This window comes from Paenibacillus sp. 32O-W (genome assembly GCF_007679495.1).
Lineage (GTDB): Bacteria > Bacillota > Bacilli > Paenibacillales > NBRC-103111 > Paenibacillus_L > Paenibacillus_L residui.
The window spans coordinates 1-17392 of record NZ_VEGP01000064.1; the positions used below are offsets into that span (position 1 = coordinate 1).

Below are 17392 nucleotides of genomic sequence, written 5' to 3' on the forward strand. Positions count from 1 at the left end.
TATTTCCAGATCCTGTAGGGCTAAAAGCGGATACCGTCTAAAGACGGTGGAGTTGAACCTCGCTTTTGGAAGTTAAACTTTCTAATGTGGTAAAAAAAGCTCCTAACGGAGCCCTGAGGGAAAGCCACAAGTCGCATCCGGGTCGGTAAAGACATCGGAAAGACGAGCAAAAATACATTAAAATTGTCCCTTTTTCCAAAAAGAAGGCGAAAGACGCTCAAATGTGCAGGTCTTTTCCACAAAATGGGGCCATTTCGCAAAAATCGCTCAAAAGACCTGCAGTTTTGCTCTAGAATCAGGTAGTGGCGACTTTTCTCCAAAAAGACGTGCATTATCGCTTTAGAATAGGGCACTCCACGTTTTTTTCCAAAAAAGACCTGCAGTTTTGCTTATCTTTTACACCATCCGGTGGACGATCCGGGGTTTTCCAAAAAAGTTCACTATGAAACGAAAAATTCCGGTCTAGCGGTGCTGAAAAATCGCAAACTGGATTTTGGGGCAGCCCCTTGATTGAAAGAAGAGCTATCCGCCAAAACTTTCGGTTTTAAATAAGGAACTAAATAAGCTCTTGAAACTTATACTTTCTAAAATGGCAAGGATAAACGGCTATCGCCGTCCTTAGGACGGGCGCGTTTACCGATGAAATATGAGAACAGGTATAGATGAAAACTTATAATTTCTTATATTTTAAAAAAAGCTCCTAACGGAGCCTCTTCGAAGACGAATAACCCGATTTTAAAGGTGGCTTTTTATGCCAATTAGAAAGTTGTTCCATTTTAATACTTTAATGAACTTAAACTTTTCTAATGTGGTAACAAATGCCGGCAATAGTGCAGGCTCCGGGAAAAATGCGATTGAAATTTGAAACTCGTGAGTCATCATCTCTCACGGAGCAGACTCTCCACTTCATTCCGGTAGGGCATTCCGCTTTGCGCACCACGTTTCGTCACCGAAAGCCCTGCTGCCGTATTGGCGAACAAAATACTATCATGCAAATTCCTTCCTTCCGCAAGCGCTGTGGCCAGTGCTCCCGTGAAAGTGTCGCCGGAGCCCGTCGTATCGACAGGCGTCACTTCAATACAAGGTATGTTTACCATCTGGTCGCCGTCATGATAAGAGACTCCCTTATCTCCAAGCGTGATGATCAGCTTGTTGGGATAGGCCTGCAGTATTTCATCAATCGACCCATTCGTATCCAACAGCGCTTGGAATTCATGCCCATTAGGTGTTAAATAAGTGATTTTGTCGATGATCGTCTGGCTTAACTTGGCGGCAGGCGCCGGATCGACAATGATGATCTTGCCGTGCCGGTGAAGGATAGGAATGATGAAATCCATGATTTCCAGCGGCGTTTCGAACTGGAATACGATGACATCGAAGATCAAGAGCTCCTTAGTCATCCTCTGCATATAATTCACATCCGTGGAGCGATTCGCACCCGGAACTACGATGATCCGGTTATCTCCGCCGCACAATTCGACAAAGGCGACGCCTGTTGGCTTATCCTTCACAAGATTTAGGTGGCCCAGATCAACTCTCTCTTTCAGCAAATGTTCCCGGATGGCGCGACCGTTCTCGTCCTCCCCTAACGAACCGAACATGGTCACATCGCCACCCAGTCTGGACGCAGCCACCGCCTGGTTAGCGCCTTTTCCTCCGGGGGAGCGGAAGAAGTGATTGCCGAGAACCGTCTCCCCCATCTTGGGAAGTACATCGGTTTCGATGAAATAATCCATGTTAAGGCTTCCAACTACCGCAATTTTTCCCATAGTATCTGTCTCCATCCTATTCAATGATTATCTTCATCAGCATTGTTACCCACCTGGAGTACTTATCACTCTTGCGAAGCTTGCAAACATTGCGGGAAGAAGCAGTCTTCCATTGACGTTATAAATTCTTCCTTATTCTAGACCAATCCATTGAACGATTCAACGCCGGTAAGCTGCAGCTTGTGGACACCTCCGCGATTGAAATAATATTTCATAGAATGCCATTGACCGCGGAAATAAAATATGTTATTATTCGCTCAAGCGTACCAAAACATGGCGCCACTCCAATGAATTCAGAGGAGTTTGCCGGAAATTGGACCCGCCAAACCTGCTTTTTACATTCGAAATCAGGGAGGTCATCGCAAGTATGTTGAAGAAGAAATCCGCAGTTATCAGTCTTGCATCTATCATGTTTATGTCAGCGCTTACAGGGTGTAACACCAAGACTAACAGCAGTGAGCCTTCCTCGTCGCCGACAAGCACCAGCCCAAGCCCGGATGCGGCAACACCCGGGAAAACGGAAGAACCGCTCAAGTTTAAAGTCTTCTATTCGGACAACGCCACTCTCCCCTTCCAGAAGGACTGGCTGGTGATCAAGGAAGTGGAGAAACGCTTCAACGTCGATATCGACTTTGAAGTGATTCCGATCGCGGACTATCAGACGAAGGTCTCTCTTGCCCTTAACACAGGCAACAATGCTCCGGATGTGATCCTGTATCAATCCACCAAAGGGGAGAATGCTTCTCTGGCCCTGAACGGCGCCATCGTCCCTATCAGCGATTATTCCGATTGGACACCCAATTTCAATGCCCGCGTCAAGGAGTTCGGTCTCGAGAAGGAAGTCGATGCCCTCAAGCTGAAGGACGGCAAGAGGTACTACCTGCCATCGCTTTATGACAAGCCCTTCTATGATGGCGGTCTCATCATGAGAGAGGATCTGCTGGCCAAATACCAGCTGGATGCGCCCAAGACGTTCGATGATCTGTATACTGTTCTGAAGAAATTCAAGGAAGAGAACCCGGATTCCTATCCGCTGACGATTCTCGCCGGACCTCGGGTTCTGTACCGGATGACGATGCCTTCCTTCGGCATCAGTGTCGGCAAGAACGGTGCTTCCGGCACGAATACGCTAAGCTGGGATTACGATAAGCAAACCTACTTCCCCGGCGCCATCAGCGACGAATACAAGGAATATATGAAGTTCTTCTCCAAGCTGTACGCGGAAGGCCTGCTGGATCCGGAAATGGCTGATCCGATCGACGGAGACAAGTGGTCCCAGAAGCTGGCCACCGGTAAATCCTTCGCCACCTATGCGTATTACGACCAGATCGGCGGCGTAGAAAGTGCAGCAACTGAGCCCGGGTTCAAATTGCAGATGTATCCTCCTCTAGAAGGTCCTGCAGGGGCGCACCATCAGCCGAAGAGCAGCACCGGCAGCGGAATTTTGTTCCCTAAGAAGACGGCGGACCGTCCGGACTTCGAACGTCTGGTGAAGGCCATCGACGAAATTTTCTATTCCGAGGAAGGTGCTAAAATATGGTGCCTCGGTGTCGAAGGACAAACCTACACGATGGATGGCGATAAGATCAAGTACGCCGACGAAATTGTTAATTCGCCTAACGGTATCTATAAGGAAATGCAGTTGAAGTATGGCGCCGGGTCCGATGTTACCCAGATGGTTTGGGTGAACGCGCGGGAGATGACGAAATACGATGAAAATTACAGTCAGATCAATGCCACGGTAGCTGCCATGGACAACGCGATTCAAAGCATTCCCCCGACACCGATGTTTGACGATATGACGGCGGAGGAAGCCAGTTCACTTCAGACTCCTCTTTCCGATACATTTGAAGTCTGGGCGGACGGATTCCTGACCGGCAAGAAGAACCTGGATAAAGATTGGGATCAATATGTCAAGGAAATGAAAAATTTGCAGATTGAACGCTTCACCCAGCTATATAACGATAATTTGAAATAATTTCTAGGATTCCGGAATTTCCGCTGCAAAAGACTTGAATAAAGACCTGCTGGGGATCAATGGAGTCACAGGTTGACCGATGTTCTCTCAGCAGGTCTTTGCTATTCCGGATATGTGCGCCATTATCGTCTCTCAACCAAGTGAAGAAGGTGAATGATATGACCGATACGACAACTCTCCCGAAATCCACCCGGCAGCTTGAAACCCGCCGTCCTCCTGCGAGGCGCCATTTTCGCCGATACTGGCAGCTCTACGTGATGATGATTCTGCCCTTATGCCATTTTTTACTGTTCAAATATGCGCCCCTGATCGGCAACATCCTGGCTTTCCGGCGATACCGCCCGGGGATGGGGCCGTACGGTTCCGATTGGGTCGGACTGGCCTACTTCGAACGCTTTTTCCAAGACCCGGCATTCTGGCGCGCCTTCTACAATACGATCATACTGTCTTTCGGGAACATCTTGATCAACTTTCCGATTCCGATCATTTTCGCCCTGCTGCTGCATGAAGTGCGGGCCCCGCGCTTCCGCAAATTTGTGCAAACCGTTTCCTACATGCCCCGCTTTATTTCCACGGTGGTGGTCATTGCGATTCTGAGCGAATTGCTTTCTCCGAGCTCCGGTCTTTTAAATCAGCTGCTGGGAAAACTGTTCGGAATGGAGCCGATCTATTTCGTCAATGAGCCGGAATACTTCCGCCCGATCTATATTCTCAGCGAAACCTGGCAGTACACGGGCTGGACCGCCATCATCTATCTGGCCGCCATTACCGGGGTCAATCGGGAGCTCTTTGAAGCGGCGGATATCGACGGGGCCAGCCGGTTCCAGAAGGTCATTTATGTAACCATTCCTTCGATAATGTCAACGATCATGGTCATGCTGATCCTGAACGTCGGATCGCTCCTGAGTCTCGGCTTCGAGAAGGTGCTTCTGCTGTATACGCCATCCAATGCCATGGTGAGCGACATTATTGACACACTCGTCTACCGCACCGGTCTGACCAATCAGAACTACTCTTACGCTACAGCCATCGGATTGTTCAGCGGGATCATCGGTGTCATCCTTGTCTCCAGCACCAACTGGCTCAGTAGGAAGGCGACCGGCGAAAGCATCTACTAATCGAAAGGAGCGGCCTCCATGCACAAGCAACGAAAATTTCGTCCCTTGACGATCGTTGATATGCTCATCTATGCTGTCATGTTTTTCGTTATTTTGATATGCTTCGTCCCGTTTCTCTATATGCTCGCCCTATCCTTGTCCAGCCCTAATGCAATCATCAACAACGAAGTCACATTACTTCCGGTTGGGCTAAATTTTGAAGCGTATCTCCAAATTTTTAACTACCCTAACTTTTTCAGGGCATACGGTAATACCATTTTCTATACGGCTGGCGGTACCTTGATCTCTCTATTTCTGAGTTCTCTGTTCGCCTATGCCATGTCCAAGCGTTTTCTTGTAGGTCATAAGATCGTCATGAAGCTCATTGTATTCTCGATGTTTTTCTCGGGAGGGCTGATTCCGACTTATCTCCTGATTTCCAATCTTCATCTGACCGGTACGGTATGGGCGATGCTGCTGCCTTTCGCCATTAACCAGTTCAACCTGATAATTCTGATCAACTTCTTCCGGGCTATCCCCTCGGAAATAGAAGAAGCCGCTATCATCGACGGCTTGAATTATTTCGGGATATTGCGGCGTGTTATTCTGCCGCTGTCCACTCCGGCGCTGGCAACGATCGGTCTGTACACCGCTGTCTTCTTCTGGAACGACTGGTTCAACGGCTTGATCTATCTCAACACCGACCAGTATCCGGTCATGCTGTTTCTGCGCAACATCGTCAACGGGACGACTATGGTTGGAGACGGGGCAGGTGCGGCAGACAAGAGCACCATCGCCATGTCCATTAAATCAGCCGTCATTATTACTTCAACGCTGCCCATCATCATTCTGTACCCTATGCTGCAGCGCTTTTTCGTCGCCGGCTTGACGGTAGGATCCGTCAAGGGCTGAGCCGGCTTAAATTTCAATAATACGCAGAGCGTTAGACGGAATCAACCTCTATGCCTCCCAGAAAAGGATGGATGACGAATGACTTCATACTTTGCGCAATTGACAACGGAAATGAATAATCCGGCTACTGCCTGTATCGATGAATGCGGAACCCGGGAAATGCTGCTTCTCATGAACGATGAAGATCAGCGGGTTCCCTTATCCGTCCGCGAGGAGATTGATGCCATTGCCGAGGCGGTAGAATTGCTGGTTCACTCGCTAAAGAACGGCGGACGGATGTTTTATGTGGGTGCCGGTTCCTCCGGAAGGCTGGGCGTGCTGGACGCCAGCGAATGTCCTCCTACCTACGGAACCGATCCCGGGCTGGTCCAGGCTTACATTGCCGGCGGAGATGTCGCTCTCCGCACCGCCGTGGAAGGCTTCGAGGATAATTCGGAGAGCGGAGCGCAGCTGATTCGGGAGAAGGGTGTCCGTCCGGGCGATGTGGTCATCGGAATCACCGCGAGCGGCTCAACCCCCTTCGTACTGGGCGCCGTTCGCCAAGCCCGGGAGATTGGAGCCGCGACGGTGGGCGTCGTCACCAACAAAAATTCCCGACTGAGCGAACTGTGCGACATCTGCATCGCTCCCGTTGTCGGACCGGAAGTAATCTCCGGCTCCACCCGATTGAAAAGCGGCACCGCACAGAAGCTGGTGCTCAATATGCTGACTACCGGCGTTATGATCAAGCTGGGCAAAGTCTATAACAATCTGATGGTAGACATGAAAGCCAGCAATAAGAAGCTTTACGACCGCTCCATCCGCATCGTGCGCGAGGTGACCGGAGTCTCCGAGCCGCAGGCTGCCGAGGCGCTGCAGCAAGCCGGGCTCCATGTGAAGACCGCGATTCTGATGCTGGAGACCGGTACGGATGCCGGAGAAGCGGCAGCACTGTTGAAGAGGCACGAAGGCCGGCTCAAGGCGGCGATCCGTGACGTGAGAAGCCGTTCAGCCGCAGGGAACGGGAACCGGGATAGCCTTTCCGATGGTGCCGTGGCGAATGAATGATAGAGGCTAACAAATTGATTACCTATTAAGGAGTGAGCTTGAATGGCCGATATGCTTGTCCCATTACTCAATCTGCCTCCACAGGAGGAGCTTCTCTCCCGGTTGGAACGGGAGGGAATTCGCATTCATCGCGCGCTGGCTCCGGATAAGCACCGGGTCGTCGAATGGGTGGCGGAGCATTCCGGCCGCAATGCTTCGGGAGAATGCGATGTCAGCTTCTCACGTACCCCGGTTACCTGCTACATAGCCACCCGGGGCGCAGACATCCTCGGCTACGCTTGCTATGAAGCTACCGCGCCCAATTTCTTCGGCCCCACCCGCGTGCTGGATTCGGAACAGGGCAAAGGTATCGGCAAAGCGCTGCTGCTTAAGTGCCTTCACAGCATGCGGGAAGCCGGCTATGTCTATGCCATCATCGGCGGCGTAGGGCCCGCCGAATTTTATGAGAAGAGCGTCGGCGCGTTTCTGATTCCGGATTCCACTCCAGGAATATATCGGGATTTTCTCGGGGCTAAGGCCAGGGCGAGTCAGAACAGCACGTAGTCGAGCGGTCCGGCCATTACGTCATGCTTGCAATCCATTCATTCCTATCGAAGCTCTCCGGTGAACATTGTTCGTCCGATTAGAAGCTTACAAACTATCAGTTTCTTCATGGAACCCTGTGCCGTTCTAAAGAGGCGCAGGGTTCTCCCTTTCCCCATAGGATGGTTTCGTACGTGTCCTTATAGCTGCGACAAAAAGACCTGCACTATTGCAGGTCCTCCTCGCATTTTAACAATATTAGCGGTTAAGCCGCGCAGCCTAACGGACTGGGCGGCCTTTTAAAACAAGGTTAACAACAGTCGAAACTACCCCGTATTCAACTTTCCACTGCGGTACCGAATTCATATTGTCCCGGTAGCAGGCTGTTTTTCGATCAAGCGGCGGCCCTTCCACGCGAACGCTTCCTTACCCCTTACAATCAAGCCAAAGCATAGATCGGCGAAATCCAGGCGCATTGCCCGTTCATCTGCCGGATTTCCGCATGATACACATCGCATGACGTTTCGGCCGCACTGTCCTCCCATTGTCCATGGAAGCTATACAGCTCCTCCGGTACGGCGCGATGAACGAAGATCGCTTCCGAATTGTAAGGGTGCAAATGCACGCTTTGGCCGCCGGCCAGCAATTCGCCGATCGCAGCCGTAATCGTCTTTCCATTAGCCTGGACCTCTATTCGAGTATCAGCTTGACCGGCCACTTCCAGAATGACACCTGAGGTGTGCGGATGCAGCGTAGTCGGGTTAGGAAACGACGTACAACCCCATACCACGCTGCTCTCCGATTGTGAAACGACCTCATTGCGTAAAGCGTTCATATTGGGATCTTCCCGCATTTCCGGAGTTGGAGCAAGGACGCTCCGGCCGCGGAAACAGGTCTCCACAGAGATCAGCTTGCCTCCCTGAACGGAGGCGGAGGCTTCCCATTTAAAGCCGGTTTTGTTATTGCCCCACCCTAATTCGACTTTGATCTTATACTTCTGCTCCCCCGCCGCCTTTGCCCCGTGGAGCTCTTCGCCGTTGATAATTTTCCATGGCTGCAAGTTTTTATAGACGACGATTTTATCGAGTTGATCGCAGCCTCTTACATCGAGAGACAGAGTTCTATGGCCGGCTTGAACCTCGCTGCCCATATCATGGCCGTTCAATTTAAAGCGGCAGGCTATTTTGTCTCCGGTCACCGCATAGGTTCTTCGGGCCAGAATCGCTTTCCAGATCGCTTCACGAGTCTTATCCTCGGCAAGCACCGCCAGTCTTCCGTCTCCGTATGATCCCGGATATCCCGCATGATGGTCAGTCGAACCGACGAAGCCGAAGCGATGTCCCTTGGCCAAAGCTGCATAGACGGTGCTTCTCGGATCACGCGGTCCCATATCGTGGTAGTACGGATACAGGCTTTGCTCAGACATGCCGCAACCGTGCTTCGAGTATACCTCGATCACAGGGCTGATGGCCGGATTAAAGCTTTCCCAGTTCCCCCCGCGATATCCTGGCGTATAGCCGACATGATGCGGAATCGCAATTGCTCGATGCGGGCTCAGCTTGGCAATGATTTCCTCCGGCGTTTCTCCGGCAACTAGAGGTATCTCATCGTCAGGAGATAAATAATGATGGTCGCCGTACTTGCTGGAATGCGCCTCGAAGCCTTGAAAAGTAACAAATTCATGCGGAACGTTATAAGCTCTGACCGTTCTGCGCACTTCCTCCCAATTTCTTTGGAGCTTGGCAAATCCCTCCTTGTGAAAATCAACCAGATACTCCAGCGGTTCCTTCCGTTCCGGAATATCGAACCAGGACGCGTGTCCGATAATCGCGCAGAAATCGAGCTGCCCCTTGGCCGCCTTCAGCGCGTTTTCAAGACTGCCGTAGCCATAGCTTATCCGCAATGATTATGCAGATCTCCCCAATATAAGTTCATGCTCTTCTATCCCCTTAATTTTAATGGTATGGCGGCTTCCATTTGAAAAGCCTCTACATCCTTTGTCCTTCCCGATACAGGCTTTTTCATTGCTTCCATCATAAAATCGCTCCCCACTTTTGTCAATATATAAACAAAGTATCCGCCGACAAAAAATAAAATGCCATTTCTTTGGCAAGCTGATAATCAGGCTCTAAACTCATCAAAAATATGGGTAAAGAACTGTGTAAAACGGTTTGCTATATTCGATCTGTTTTGTTATATTCGAAAGGACACTTACGTATAAATTAGACTATAGTTGAGGAGATTGTATGGAGACCGTCCGCAAATACAAGGATCAAAGAGGAAGCAAGGCTACGATCATTCAGATGTTAAGAGTTCATGGCTCCATCTCTCGAATGGAGCTGACCAAATTAACGGATTTAAGCCGGGCCACAATCTCGATAGCGGTGAATGAATTAATTGAGCTGGGGCTCATCCGCGAAACCGAGCTGCAGCAATCAACCGGGGGCCGCCCTGCCATTAATTTGGAGCTCGTTCCGAACTCACATATCATTCTGGGCGCTGATCTGATCGATCAGGCCTGGGTCCTGGGCGCGTTCGACCTGCTGGGGAACACTCTGCTGATGCAGCGCATCCCTTATGCTTCACCGACGCCGGAAGCGGCGGTTCAGGCTTTGGCCGAAGAGCTTCCCCATTTTGTGAACAAGCTGGACAAAGAGCCGATTCCGCTTATCGGTCTCGGTATCCCCGGCCTCGTGGACACGAATCGCGGACTTCTTCACAGCTCCGCCGTTCTGGGCTGGAGACAGGTCGAGCTGAGCAGAATGATGACGGACAAGCTGCGCTGGCCAGTCGTTGTCCTTAACCGGAGCCGGGCACGAGGACTTGCGGAAAGCCGTTACGGAGCGGGCAGACATTATAACCAGATGATTTACATCGGGATTGATACAGGCATCGGCGCCGGCATCTATGTGCAGCGCGAACTCATTCATGGCGCTATCGGCGGAGCCGGGGAACTTGGCCATACCTCGGTGGAGCTCGACGGTGTATTATGTCTTTGCGGAAATCGAGGCTGCCTGCAGATGTATGCAGCAGCGCCGGCGATAGAGCTCGAGGCCCGGAAGCGGCTTCGGGAAGATACCGATTCCTCGCTGCTGCGGGAACCCGAATTTGACCTTCAGCTGCTGAATGCCAAGCAAATTTGCCAGGCGGCGGATCAAGGAGATGAACTGGCGGTGCAAGTCGTGAATAACGCAGCCACCTATTTGGGAATGACGATGGCCAACCTGGTGAATCTGCTAAATCCCGAGGCGATTATTCTCGGCGGCATGATTCCGATGGAATGTTCCACTTACCTGGAAACCGCCGTCAAAGTTATGCGCCAGCGCTCGATTCATTTGCTTTCGGCTTCCACGGTTGTGCATCCGGCCATTTTCAAGGATATCGGCGGAGCTTTAGGGGCAGCCAATTTCGCTTTGGATGAACATATGAGCTTTTCATTCTTAAACGTATAGAACGAAAATTTTAACGTAGAGGTGATCTCGCTTGAAACCAAACCGGCAGCCTAACATTCTGTTTATTATGTCAGACGACCATGCTTCGCACGCGATGAGCTGCTACGGCAGCCAAATCAATCAGACACCGAATATCGACCGGATTGCCGACGAAGGAATGCGCTTCGATAACTGCTTCTGCACGAATTCAATATGCTCCCCCAGCCGCGCTGCCATTTTGACGGGCAAATACAATCATTTGAACGGCGTCAAATCGATCGAGGATCATCTGGATGGGCGTCAAATGACCTTCCCCAAGCTGCTGCAGGTAAACGGGTATCAAACGGCCATGATCGGCAAGTGGCATCTGGGCCATGGAGGGGATGCGGATCCTACTGGCTTCGATTATTGGAACGTCCTGCCGGGGCAAGGACTGTACCATAATCCTACCTTCATTGATCAAGAGGGCGAGAAACCATATTCAGGCTATGTTACCGATATCATTACGGAGTTGTCCATCGACTGGTTGAGCCGGCGGGATTCCAACCGCCCTTTCATGCTGATGTGCCATCATAAAGCGCCGCACCGGCCCTGGCAGCCTTCAGCCAAATACGCTCAATGGTATGAAGACGTAGAAATCCCGGAGCCGGAAACCTTCCATGATACTTATGAAAATCGCTCGCAGGCGGCGGTCGAGGCTAATATGCGGATTGACCGCGATATGAGAGAATCGGATGTCAAGGGCAGACCTCCCGAGGAGTTAAGCGCACTGGAGCAGAAAAGGTGGAAGTATCAACGGTATATAAAAGACTATTTAAGGTGTGTGGCTTCTATTGATGAAAGCGTCGGCAGGCTGCTGGATTACTTGGAGGAAGAAGGAATCGCGGATAACACCATAGTGATTTATACCTCCGACCAGGGCTTTTTCCTAGGGGACCATGGCTGGTTTGACAAGCGCTTTATGTACGAGGAGTCATTGAGAATGCCGTTCATCGTTCGTTATCCGCGTGTAATCGAGGCCGGAAGCGTAACAGAAGCGATGGCTCTGAACATCGATTTTCCGGTGACGTTTTTGGATTATGCAGGAGTGCCGATTCCTGCCGAAATGCAGGGCCGCTCGCTTCGCTCCATCTTTGAAGGGTCTACTCCCGAAGGCTGGAGGACATCGATGTACTACAGATACTGGATGCATCTGGACGAGCATCACAATGTTTATTCGCATTACGGCATTCGGACCGAACGCTACAAGCTGATTTATTACTATGCCCAAGCCTTGGGAACTACCGGGTCTGCGGATGAGAACCGCGAGCCGGAGTGGGAACTGTTTGATTTGCAGCTTGATCCCTATGAAATGAACAATGTGTATAAAGATCCGGCCTATTCGGAGACCGTCGTGAAGCTTAAGGAAGAGCTGCACAGGCTGCAGGCGGAGGTGCTGGATCAGCCTGTCGCCGAAATAGATTAAGCGGACCCAAGGATAAACGGCTATCGCCGTCCTTGTCCAAGGACGTACAGTTTCTCGATGAAGCTTATACTTTCTAATATTTGAAACAAAAGCCATTCCTGGCCTGACGCGCAACGCGCGCCGGAGGGCGCGCGTTGCAAAATTAGCGGATAAGCGGTCAGAATGTCCACAAGCGGATCAAGGCTCTGATCTTATACCGCTTCACCCCGGCTGCGGAATTCCCCGGGTGTTACCCCCGTCCATTGCTTGAAACGGCGGATGAAGCTGGATACGTTATCGAAGCCGGTTTGTTCGGCTATAGATTTAACGGAAAGCGTACTTGACAGGAGAAGCTGTTTTGCTTTATCGATGCGGAGCTGCGTCGCAAAGTCAAGCACGGTTTGACCGGTCCGATCCTTATAATAATGGCTGAGGTTCGGAGGGGCCATCCTGAAATAGTCCGCCATCTCCTGAACCGAGAAATTCCGATTCGCATAGTTCTGCTTGATATACAGCATCATTCGCATGTCCAAATCCAGATGATCTTCTCCTGCCAGACGGTCAAGGTGAACTGCGACATCCCGGCAGATCTGCTTCACCAGGGAAGTGAATTCCTCAACGGTCTCGTATTTCTCCAACAGGAAGACATCCGGATAATCGTCAAGGCCCGGGGATGTCCCCTGGGAGGGAATGTCGCCCATCGTCTGAATCACCACATTAATTAGATCAAAGCACAAGCCGCGGGCAATGAAAAGAGGCATATTGTTTTCTTTCAAATATTGCTGCAGCTGCTGAAGCAGCTTCTCGATTTTGTTCAAATTACCCTGCTTTATCGCGCTCCTCAGTTCCGCCATTTCCTGACGGGGATAGGCTTCCAGCGTTTGCTGATCGATGATTATGTCTTTGGAGAAAATGACCTGTTCCTTCCCTTTGATAAACCGGTAATCAATCGCCGTGGCCGCTTCGAAATAGGATTTGGGCACTTCTCGCCAATCCGTGACAGCGCCGCCTACCCCAATGGTAATGCCTTGCTGCAGCAGATTTCGTACATATTGATGAAAGAATGACAGCGCATCGGACGGATCGGCTTCCTCCTCTGCATCGCAGGCCAGCACCATCACCCATTTGTTCTCGTCGAGATGATCCCGCCCGTACCCTTCGTAGCTTTTCGGCAGCCCTTGACTCAATGATTTCAGCAAAGCCCGCTTTTCGTCAGAAGAAATGGGGGCTTGAGATCCGTGAAAGTGTAAAATAGCGACCCGGATTTTCGGCTTGGTAAAAACGATTCCCCATTCCCTTCCGGCTTCGTTGAAAGACTCCGCATCCGTACTCCGCCCTTTAAGCAGCTGATCCAGCAAATAATCTTCGGCAGCTTCACGGCTGCTTTCGACCTTGACGTTAAGCGCACGGTTCTCAGTAAACAGCGAATCGATGGTCAGACGGACCGTCTCCAGCTCATTCATCGGTTCCGCATGCTTCCAAATACTCTCGGTATACCGTTTTAGTTGATTGAGAGGCCTGTAATTCATATTCATGCTTCCGTATATCACCATTACGCCCAATGTAAGAATGACGATGATTCCGAGCACAAACCAGGTTTGCACCGCCGTTACCTTGGCCAACACCTGGCTGACCGGCAGCGTGGATACGTAGGTCCAGCCGGTTTCCTTCGATTTCACGGAGAGGAAATAATAGGTTTCTCCACCCCGCCTTATGGTCTCTGTAAAAGATTCGAAGTCGTTCGGAAGCCTCTTTATAACCTGTTCCGGCAGATCAGATCCGCCAGAGTCCAAACTGGTAATCAATTCGTTGTTTTGATTGAGGATAAAGGTGTTTCCGTTGTAGCTTTTGAACTCATCCTCGAGTATTCGATGGACCGCCTCTTCCTTCACAATAAAAATAACCGCAGCATATGGAGTGGAGGAACTCGGCAATATCGGATAGAGGAACGTAATGAACCTTCCCTCGTCCTGCAGCATTTCGGCCGGCCGGATCAGCGGTTCCGTCAACCGGTTCAAATCGCGGTAAATCTCTTCCTTGCTCCAATTCGGATAAGGATAAATATGATCGGACAGCATGGACAGGGTGTAAACGCTGCGATTGGAATACAGCCGCTCTTCCTCGCGGAAATAAATCATCATTTCATGGATAAAGTGGTTTGTCGTCGTATATTTTTGCAGCTCGTTCATGATTTTCCGGGCTTTCAGCGGATCCTGGTTCAGTTGGTAAAACGGTTTCAAATTATTGTTTACATACATCAACTGCGTGCTTGTATTCTGAAGCTGCAGCACCTGTTGATCCAGAACATATTTCACCCGATTCAAATTGTTCAAATTATTCACTACGATTTCATTCTTCAAAGTGTCGATCAAAAAGCTCTGTACAAATAACCCCATCAGCACCAGCGGAAGCAGCAAAATAATGACATAAGAGAACAAGTATTTTACAAAAAACTGGAACTTCTTTCCGAGAATCAACTGCAACCATCCTTTCTCCATACCAATTCCGGTGTAAACGGAGGGATTATAAGGCAGATAGCGATCTTATTGGAGAAAGAAGCATGCCCTACGCAGCTTAAGGGAGTCCTGTGTCCTCCCTTAGAGCCGCGCTTATTTTCTTGCCTGGTAACGCTCGTGAGCAGCCTGTTGGATTTGAACCGCCTCTTCAATTCCCATCTTCTTCAGCGTTGCGACGAAAGCGTCCCATTTATCAAGCGGCTCGACTCCCATGATGAACTTTATGAACATTTCATCATAGTAGGTATTGACCTCACTCATAATTTGAGAGTATTTTTGACTTTCCTCGGCTGTCAATGTCAAACTCGGCAGCAGTAGCGATTTATCCGATTGGTACCAGATCTCATTCGCTTCTTTGGCTTCATCCGCTGTCACACTGAGCTGAGCCCACGCTTCGCGATCCATTACTTTGGTGAAGCCGTATATAGGAATGGCGTATCGGAGCGTGTAATCGACCGGAGTCAAACCTTCGCTATTTTTCAACACTTTTTCCGTATACTTTTTGCTGCCGTTATCCACCTGGTAAGATTCGCCCTCGATGCCCCAATTCAACAGATCGGAGCCTTCCTGTCCATACATAAAGTCAAGGAATTTCACCGAATGCTCTGGATTTTTGTTCTGTGAAGTAATGAAGGCGCCTTCCCCGCTTACGTAACGGATCAATCCGTCATTGCTGCTGTACGGCTTCCCGCCGGGGCCGATCGGATCCGGTGCGGCAATGAGCTTAAAATCCGGATTTTCTCCTTTCATCAGGTTGTTGAACTTGTCAAACCAGGACATGTATCCGACCATGGCACCGTATTGATTGTTCGTAAATTTGGCGTCGAATGCCTTGCCGTCCAAGGAGGCGAATTCCGGCTCGATCAATCCTTCCTCAAACCACTTATGCATCGTTTCCATATAGTCTTTGAAAGCCGGCTGCAGCGGGCCATAGGCTATTTTCCGGGAAGCCGGGTCAAGATATAAGCCTGTTCGTATCCCCCAAGCCGCAGCGAAGTTTTTAATAGCCTCCATTCCTTTCTGTTCACCGAGCGGGATTTCATCCGCTTCGCCGTTGCCGTTCGGATCCTGCTCCTTAAACGCTTTCAGAACAGCATACCATTCATCAACGGTCGTTGGAACATCCATACCAACCTGTTCAAGCCAGTCCTTCCGAATCTGGAAACCGGTATAAGCGTTGCGCTGCAAGTCGAGCTCGATTTTGGGAAACAGGGCGATCGTTCCGTCATCCAGCATAATCTGCTTTTTCAATTCCGGATTGCCGTCAAGCAGTGCTTTGAAATTCGGAGCATGGCTGTCGATCAAATCATTTAACTTGACGGCCACTTCATCCTGTATCAGCTTGCTTAATCCGCCCGGATAACCGTCGGTAACCCAGTAGATCATGTCCGGATAGCTGCCGGATGCAAGCATGATGTTGAATTGCTGCGAAGTATCGCCGGCCGAAGGCTCTTGCCAGTTCACATTCGTATTGGTTCTCTTCTCAATTTCCTGGAAGGCGGCAATGTCCTTATAGCTCTTCAAGTACTTGTTGTTAATCGGCCGCACGTAAAAGGTGAGCGGCACCGGCTTGTCATCCCCCGCACCGCTGCCTTGTCCGTTTCCTGGCGTTTCGTCCGCCCCGCCCCCGCAGCCCGCTACAACCGTGAAACTTAATGCGACTGCTAACATGCTGATCGTCGACTTCTTCCATTTTCTCATGTTGGAACCCCTTTCAGTCATGATTTTTCAATTTTATTTTCAAAGCCGCCCATTGCTGGTATACGGCTCCAAAACCACGCACGAGTCATCCTTTCAACGCCCCGATCATTACCCCTTTCGTAAAATGCCGCTGAATTAACGGATACAACAGAAGAATCGGCACAGTCGCCACCAGAATCGTCGCATACTTGATAATGAGCGACAGCGCGAAATCGTCTCCGGCCCCGGCATCTTCCGTCATTTCGGTCGTGCTGTTCACGATCAGAATCTCGCGAAGGACAAGCTGCAGAGGGAACAGCTCACGGTCCTTGAGAAAGATCAGAGCGTTGGCCCAAGCATTCCAATGTCCGACTCCGTAAAAAAGGACCATGACCGACAACAGCGGAATCGATAGCGGAAGAATGATCCGGAATAGGACGGTCCAATCGCCGGCTCCGTCTATCCGTGCGGATTCTTCAAGCTCGTAAGGAATGGACATAAAGGAGGTTCGCATAATGATCAGATTCCAGGTAGAGATAAGCCCGGGGATAATCAATGCCCAGCGTGTGTCCAGCATCCCCAAATTTTTGACCAGGATGTACTCCGGGATCAGTCCGCCTCCGAAGAACATCGTGAACACTACGAGCATCATCATCAAATTCTTTAAGTGAACACCCCGCCGGGACAAAACATAGGCGAACATCGCCGTCATCAATACGTTGAGCAGCGTTCCGACGGCTACATAGATCAGCGTGTTCCGATACCCGATGGCGATCATCGGATTTTTCAGCACCATCTCATAAGCTTTAAGCGTGAAACCGTAGGGCTTCCACAAAATGCCGGTGTGCTTCACAAGCTGCTGCGGCTCGCTGACAGATGCAAAGATGACGTAGACAAAAGGGTACAGCGTGGCCAGCATTAAAGCGAATAAAAGGATATAATTGCACGTATCGAAAACAAGATCGCCCAAACTTTTCTTTCTCTTCATAGAAGTCC

The 17392-nt window shown here is 50.4% G+C and carries 12 protein-coding genes; 7 read left to right on the forward strand and 5 right to left on the reverse strand.

Annotated features, from left to right (window positions below; genetic code table 11):
• Positions 1-878: 878 nt before the first annotated feature.
• Complete coding sequence (locus FS806_RS20305; RefSeq protein WP_144940269.1) at positions 879-1769, reverse strand: ribokinase; 891 nt, start codon at positions 1767-1769, stop codon at positions 879-881.
• A gap of 415 nt (positions 1770-2184) precedes the next feature.
• Here FS806_RS20305 and FS806_RS20310 point away from each other — a divergent pair, with 415 nt between their 5' ends.
• From FS806_RS20310 to FS806_RS20330, 5 genes are all read left to right on the forward strand, one after another.
• Positions 2185-3747 (forward strand): extracellular solute-binding protein, encoded by a 1563-nt coding sequence (locus FS806_RS20310; protein ID WP_260982185.1) that lies wholly within the window; start codon positions 2185-2187, stop codon positions 3745-3747.
• A gap of 158 nt (positions 3748-3905) precedes the next feature.
• Entirely contained in the window at positions 3906-4865 is a 960-nt protein-coding gene (locus FS806_RS20315) for an ABC transporter permease (protein WP_144940273.1), read from the forward strand.
• An 18-nt stretch (positions 4866-4883) separates the two neighbouring features.
• Positions 4884-5756 (forward strand): carbohydrate ABC transporter permease, encoded by an 873-nt coding sequence (locus tag FS806_RS20320; protein ID WP_144940275.1) that lies wholly within the window; start codon positions 4884-4886, stop codon positions 5754-5756.
• A gap of 78 nt (positions 5757-5834) precedes the next feature.
• Positions 5835-6803 (forward strand): N-acetylmuramic acid 6-phosphate etherase, encoded by a 969-nt coding sequence (gene murQ, locus FS806_RS20325; RefSeq protein ID WP_144940277.1) that lies wholly within the window; start codon positions 5835-5837, stop codon positions 6801-6803.
• Positions 6804-6845: 42 nt separating this feature from the next.
• On the forward strand, positions 6846-7346 hold the full coding sequence (locus FS806_RS20330; protein ID WP_144940279.1) for a GNAT family N-acetyltransferase: 501 nt from the start codon (positions 6846-6848) through the stop codon (positions 7344-7346).
• 418 nt (positions 7347-7764) lie between these two features.
• Here FS806_RS20330 and FS806_RS20335 read toward each other — a convergent pair whose 3' ends face one another.
• Positions 7765-9228 carry a DUF3604 domain-containing protein gene (locus FS806_RS20335; protein ID WP_260982186.1) on the reverse strand — a complete coding sequence of 488 codons (1464 nt, stop codon included), beginning with the start codon at positions 9226-9228 and terminating at the stop codon, positions 7765-7767.
• A gap of 343 nt (positions 9229-9571) precedes the next feature.
• Here FS806_RS20335 and FS806_RS20340 point away from each other — a divergent pair, with 343 nt between their 5' ends.
• Together FS806_RS20340 and FS806_RS20345 are read left to right on the forward strand one after the other, a co-directional pair.
• Entirely contained in the window at positions 9572-10777 is a 1206-nt protein-coding gene (locus tag FS806_RS20340) for an ROK family transcriptional regulator (protein WP_144940281.1), read from the forward strand.
• Positions 10778-10808: 31 nt separating this feature from the next.
• Positions 10809-12221, forward strand: coding sequence for a sulfatase family protein (locus FS806_RS20345; RefSeq protein WP_144940282.1), 1413 nt, complete (start codon positions 10809-10811; stop codon positions 12219-12221).
• A 191-nt stretch (positions 12222-12412) separates the two neighbouring features.
• Here FS806_RS20345 and FS806_RS20350 read toward each other — a convergent pair whose 3' ends face one another.
• From FS806_RS20350 to FS806_RS20360, 3 genes are all read right to left on the reverse strand, one after another.
• Entirely contained in the window at positions 12413-14698 is a 2286-nt protein-coding gene (locus tag FS806_RS20350; protein WP_144940284.1) for a helix-turn-helix domain-containing protein, read from the reverse strand.
• Between the two features lie 111 nt (positions 14699-14809).
• Positions 14810-16417 carry an extracellular solute-binding protein gene (locus FS806_RS20355; protein ID WP_186328455.1) on the reverse strand — a complete coding sequence of 536 codons (1608 nt, stop codon included), beginning with the start codon at positions 16415-16417 and terminating at the stop codon, positions 14810-14812.
• Positions 16418-16502: 85 nt separating this feature from the next.
• Complete coding sequence (locus FS806_RS20360) at positions 16503-17384, reverse strand: carbohydrate ABC transporter permease (RefSeq protein WP_144940288.1); 882 nt, start codon at positions 17382-17384, stop codon at positions 16503-16505.
• Between the last annotated feature and the right edge of the window lie 8 nt (positions 17385-17392).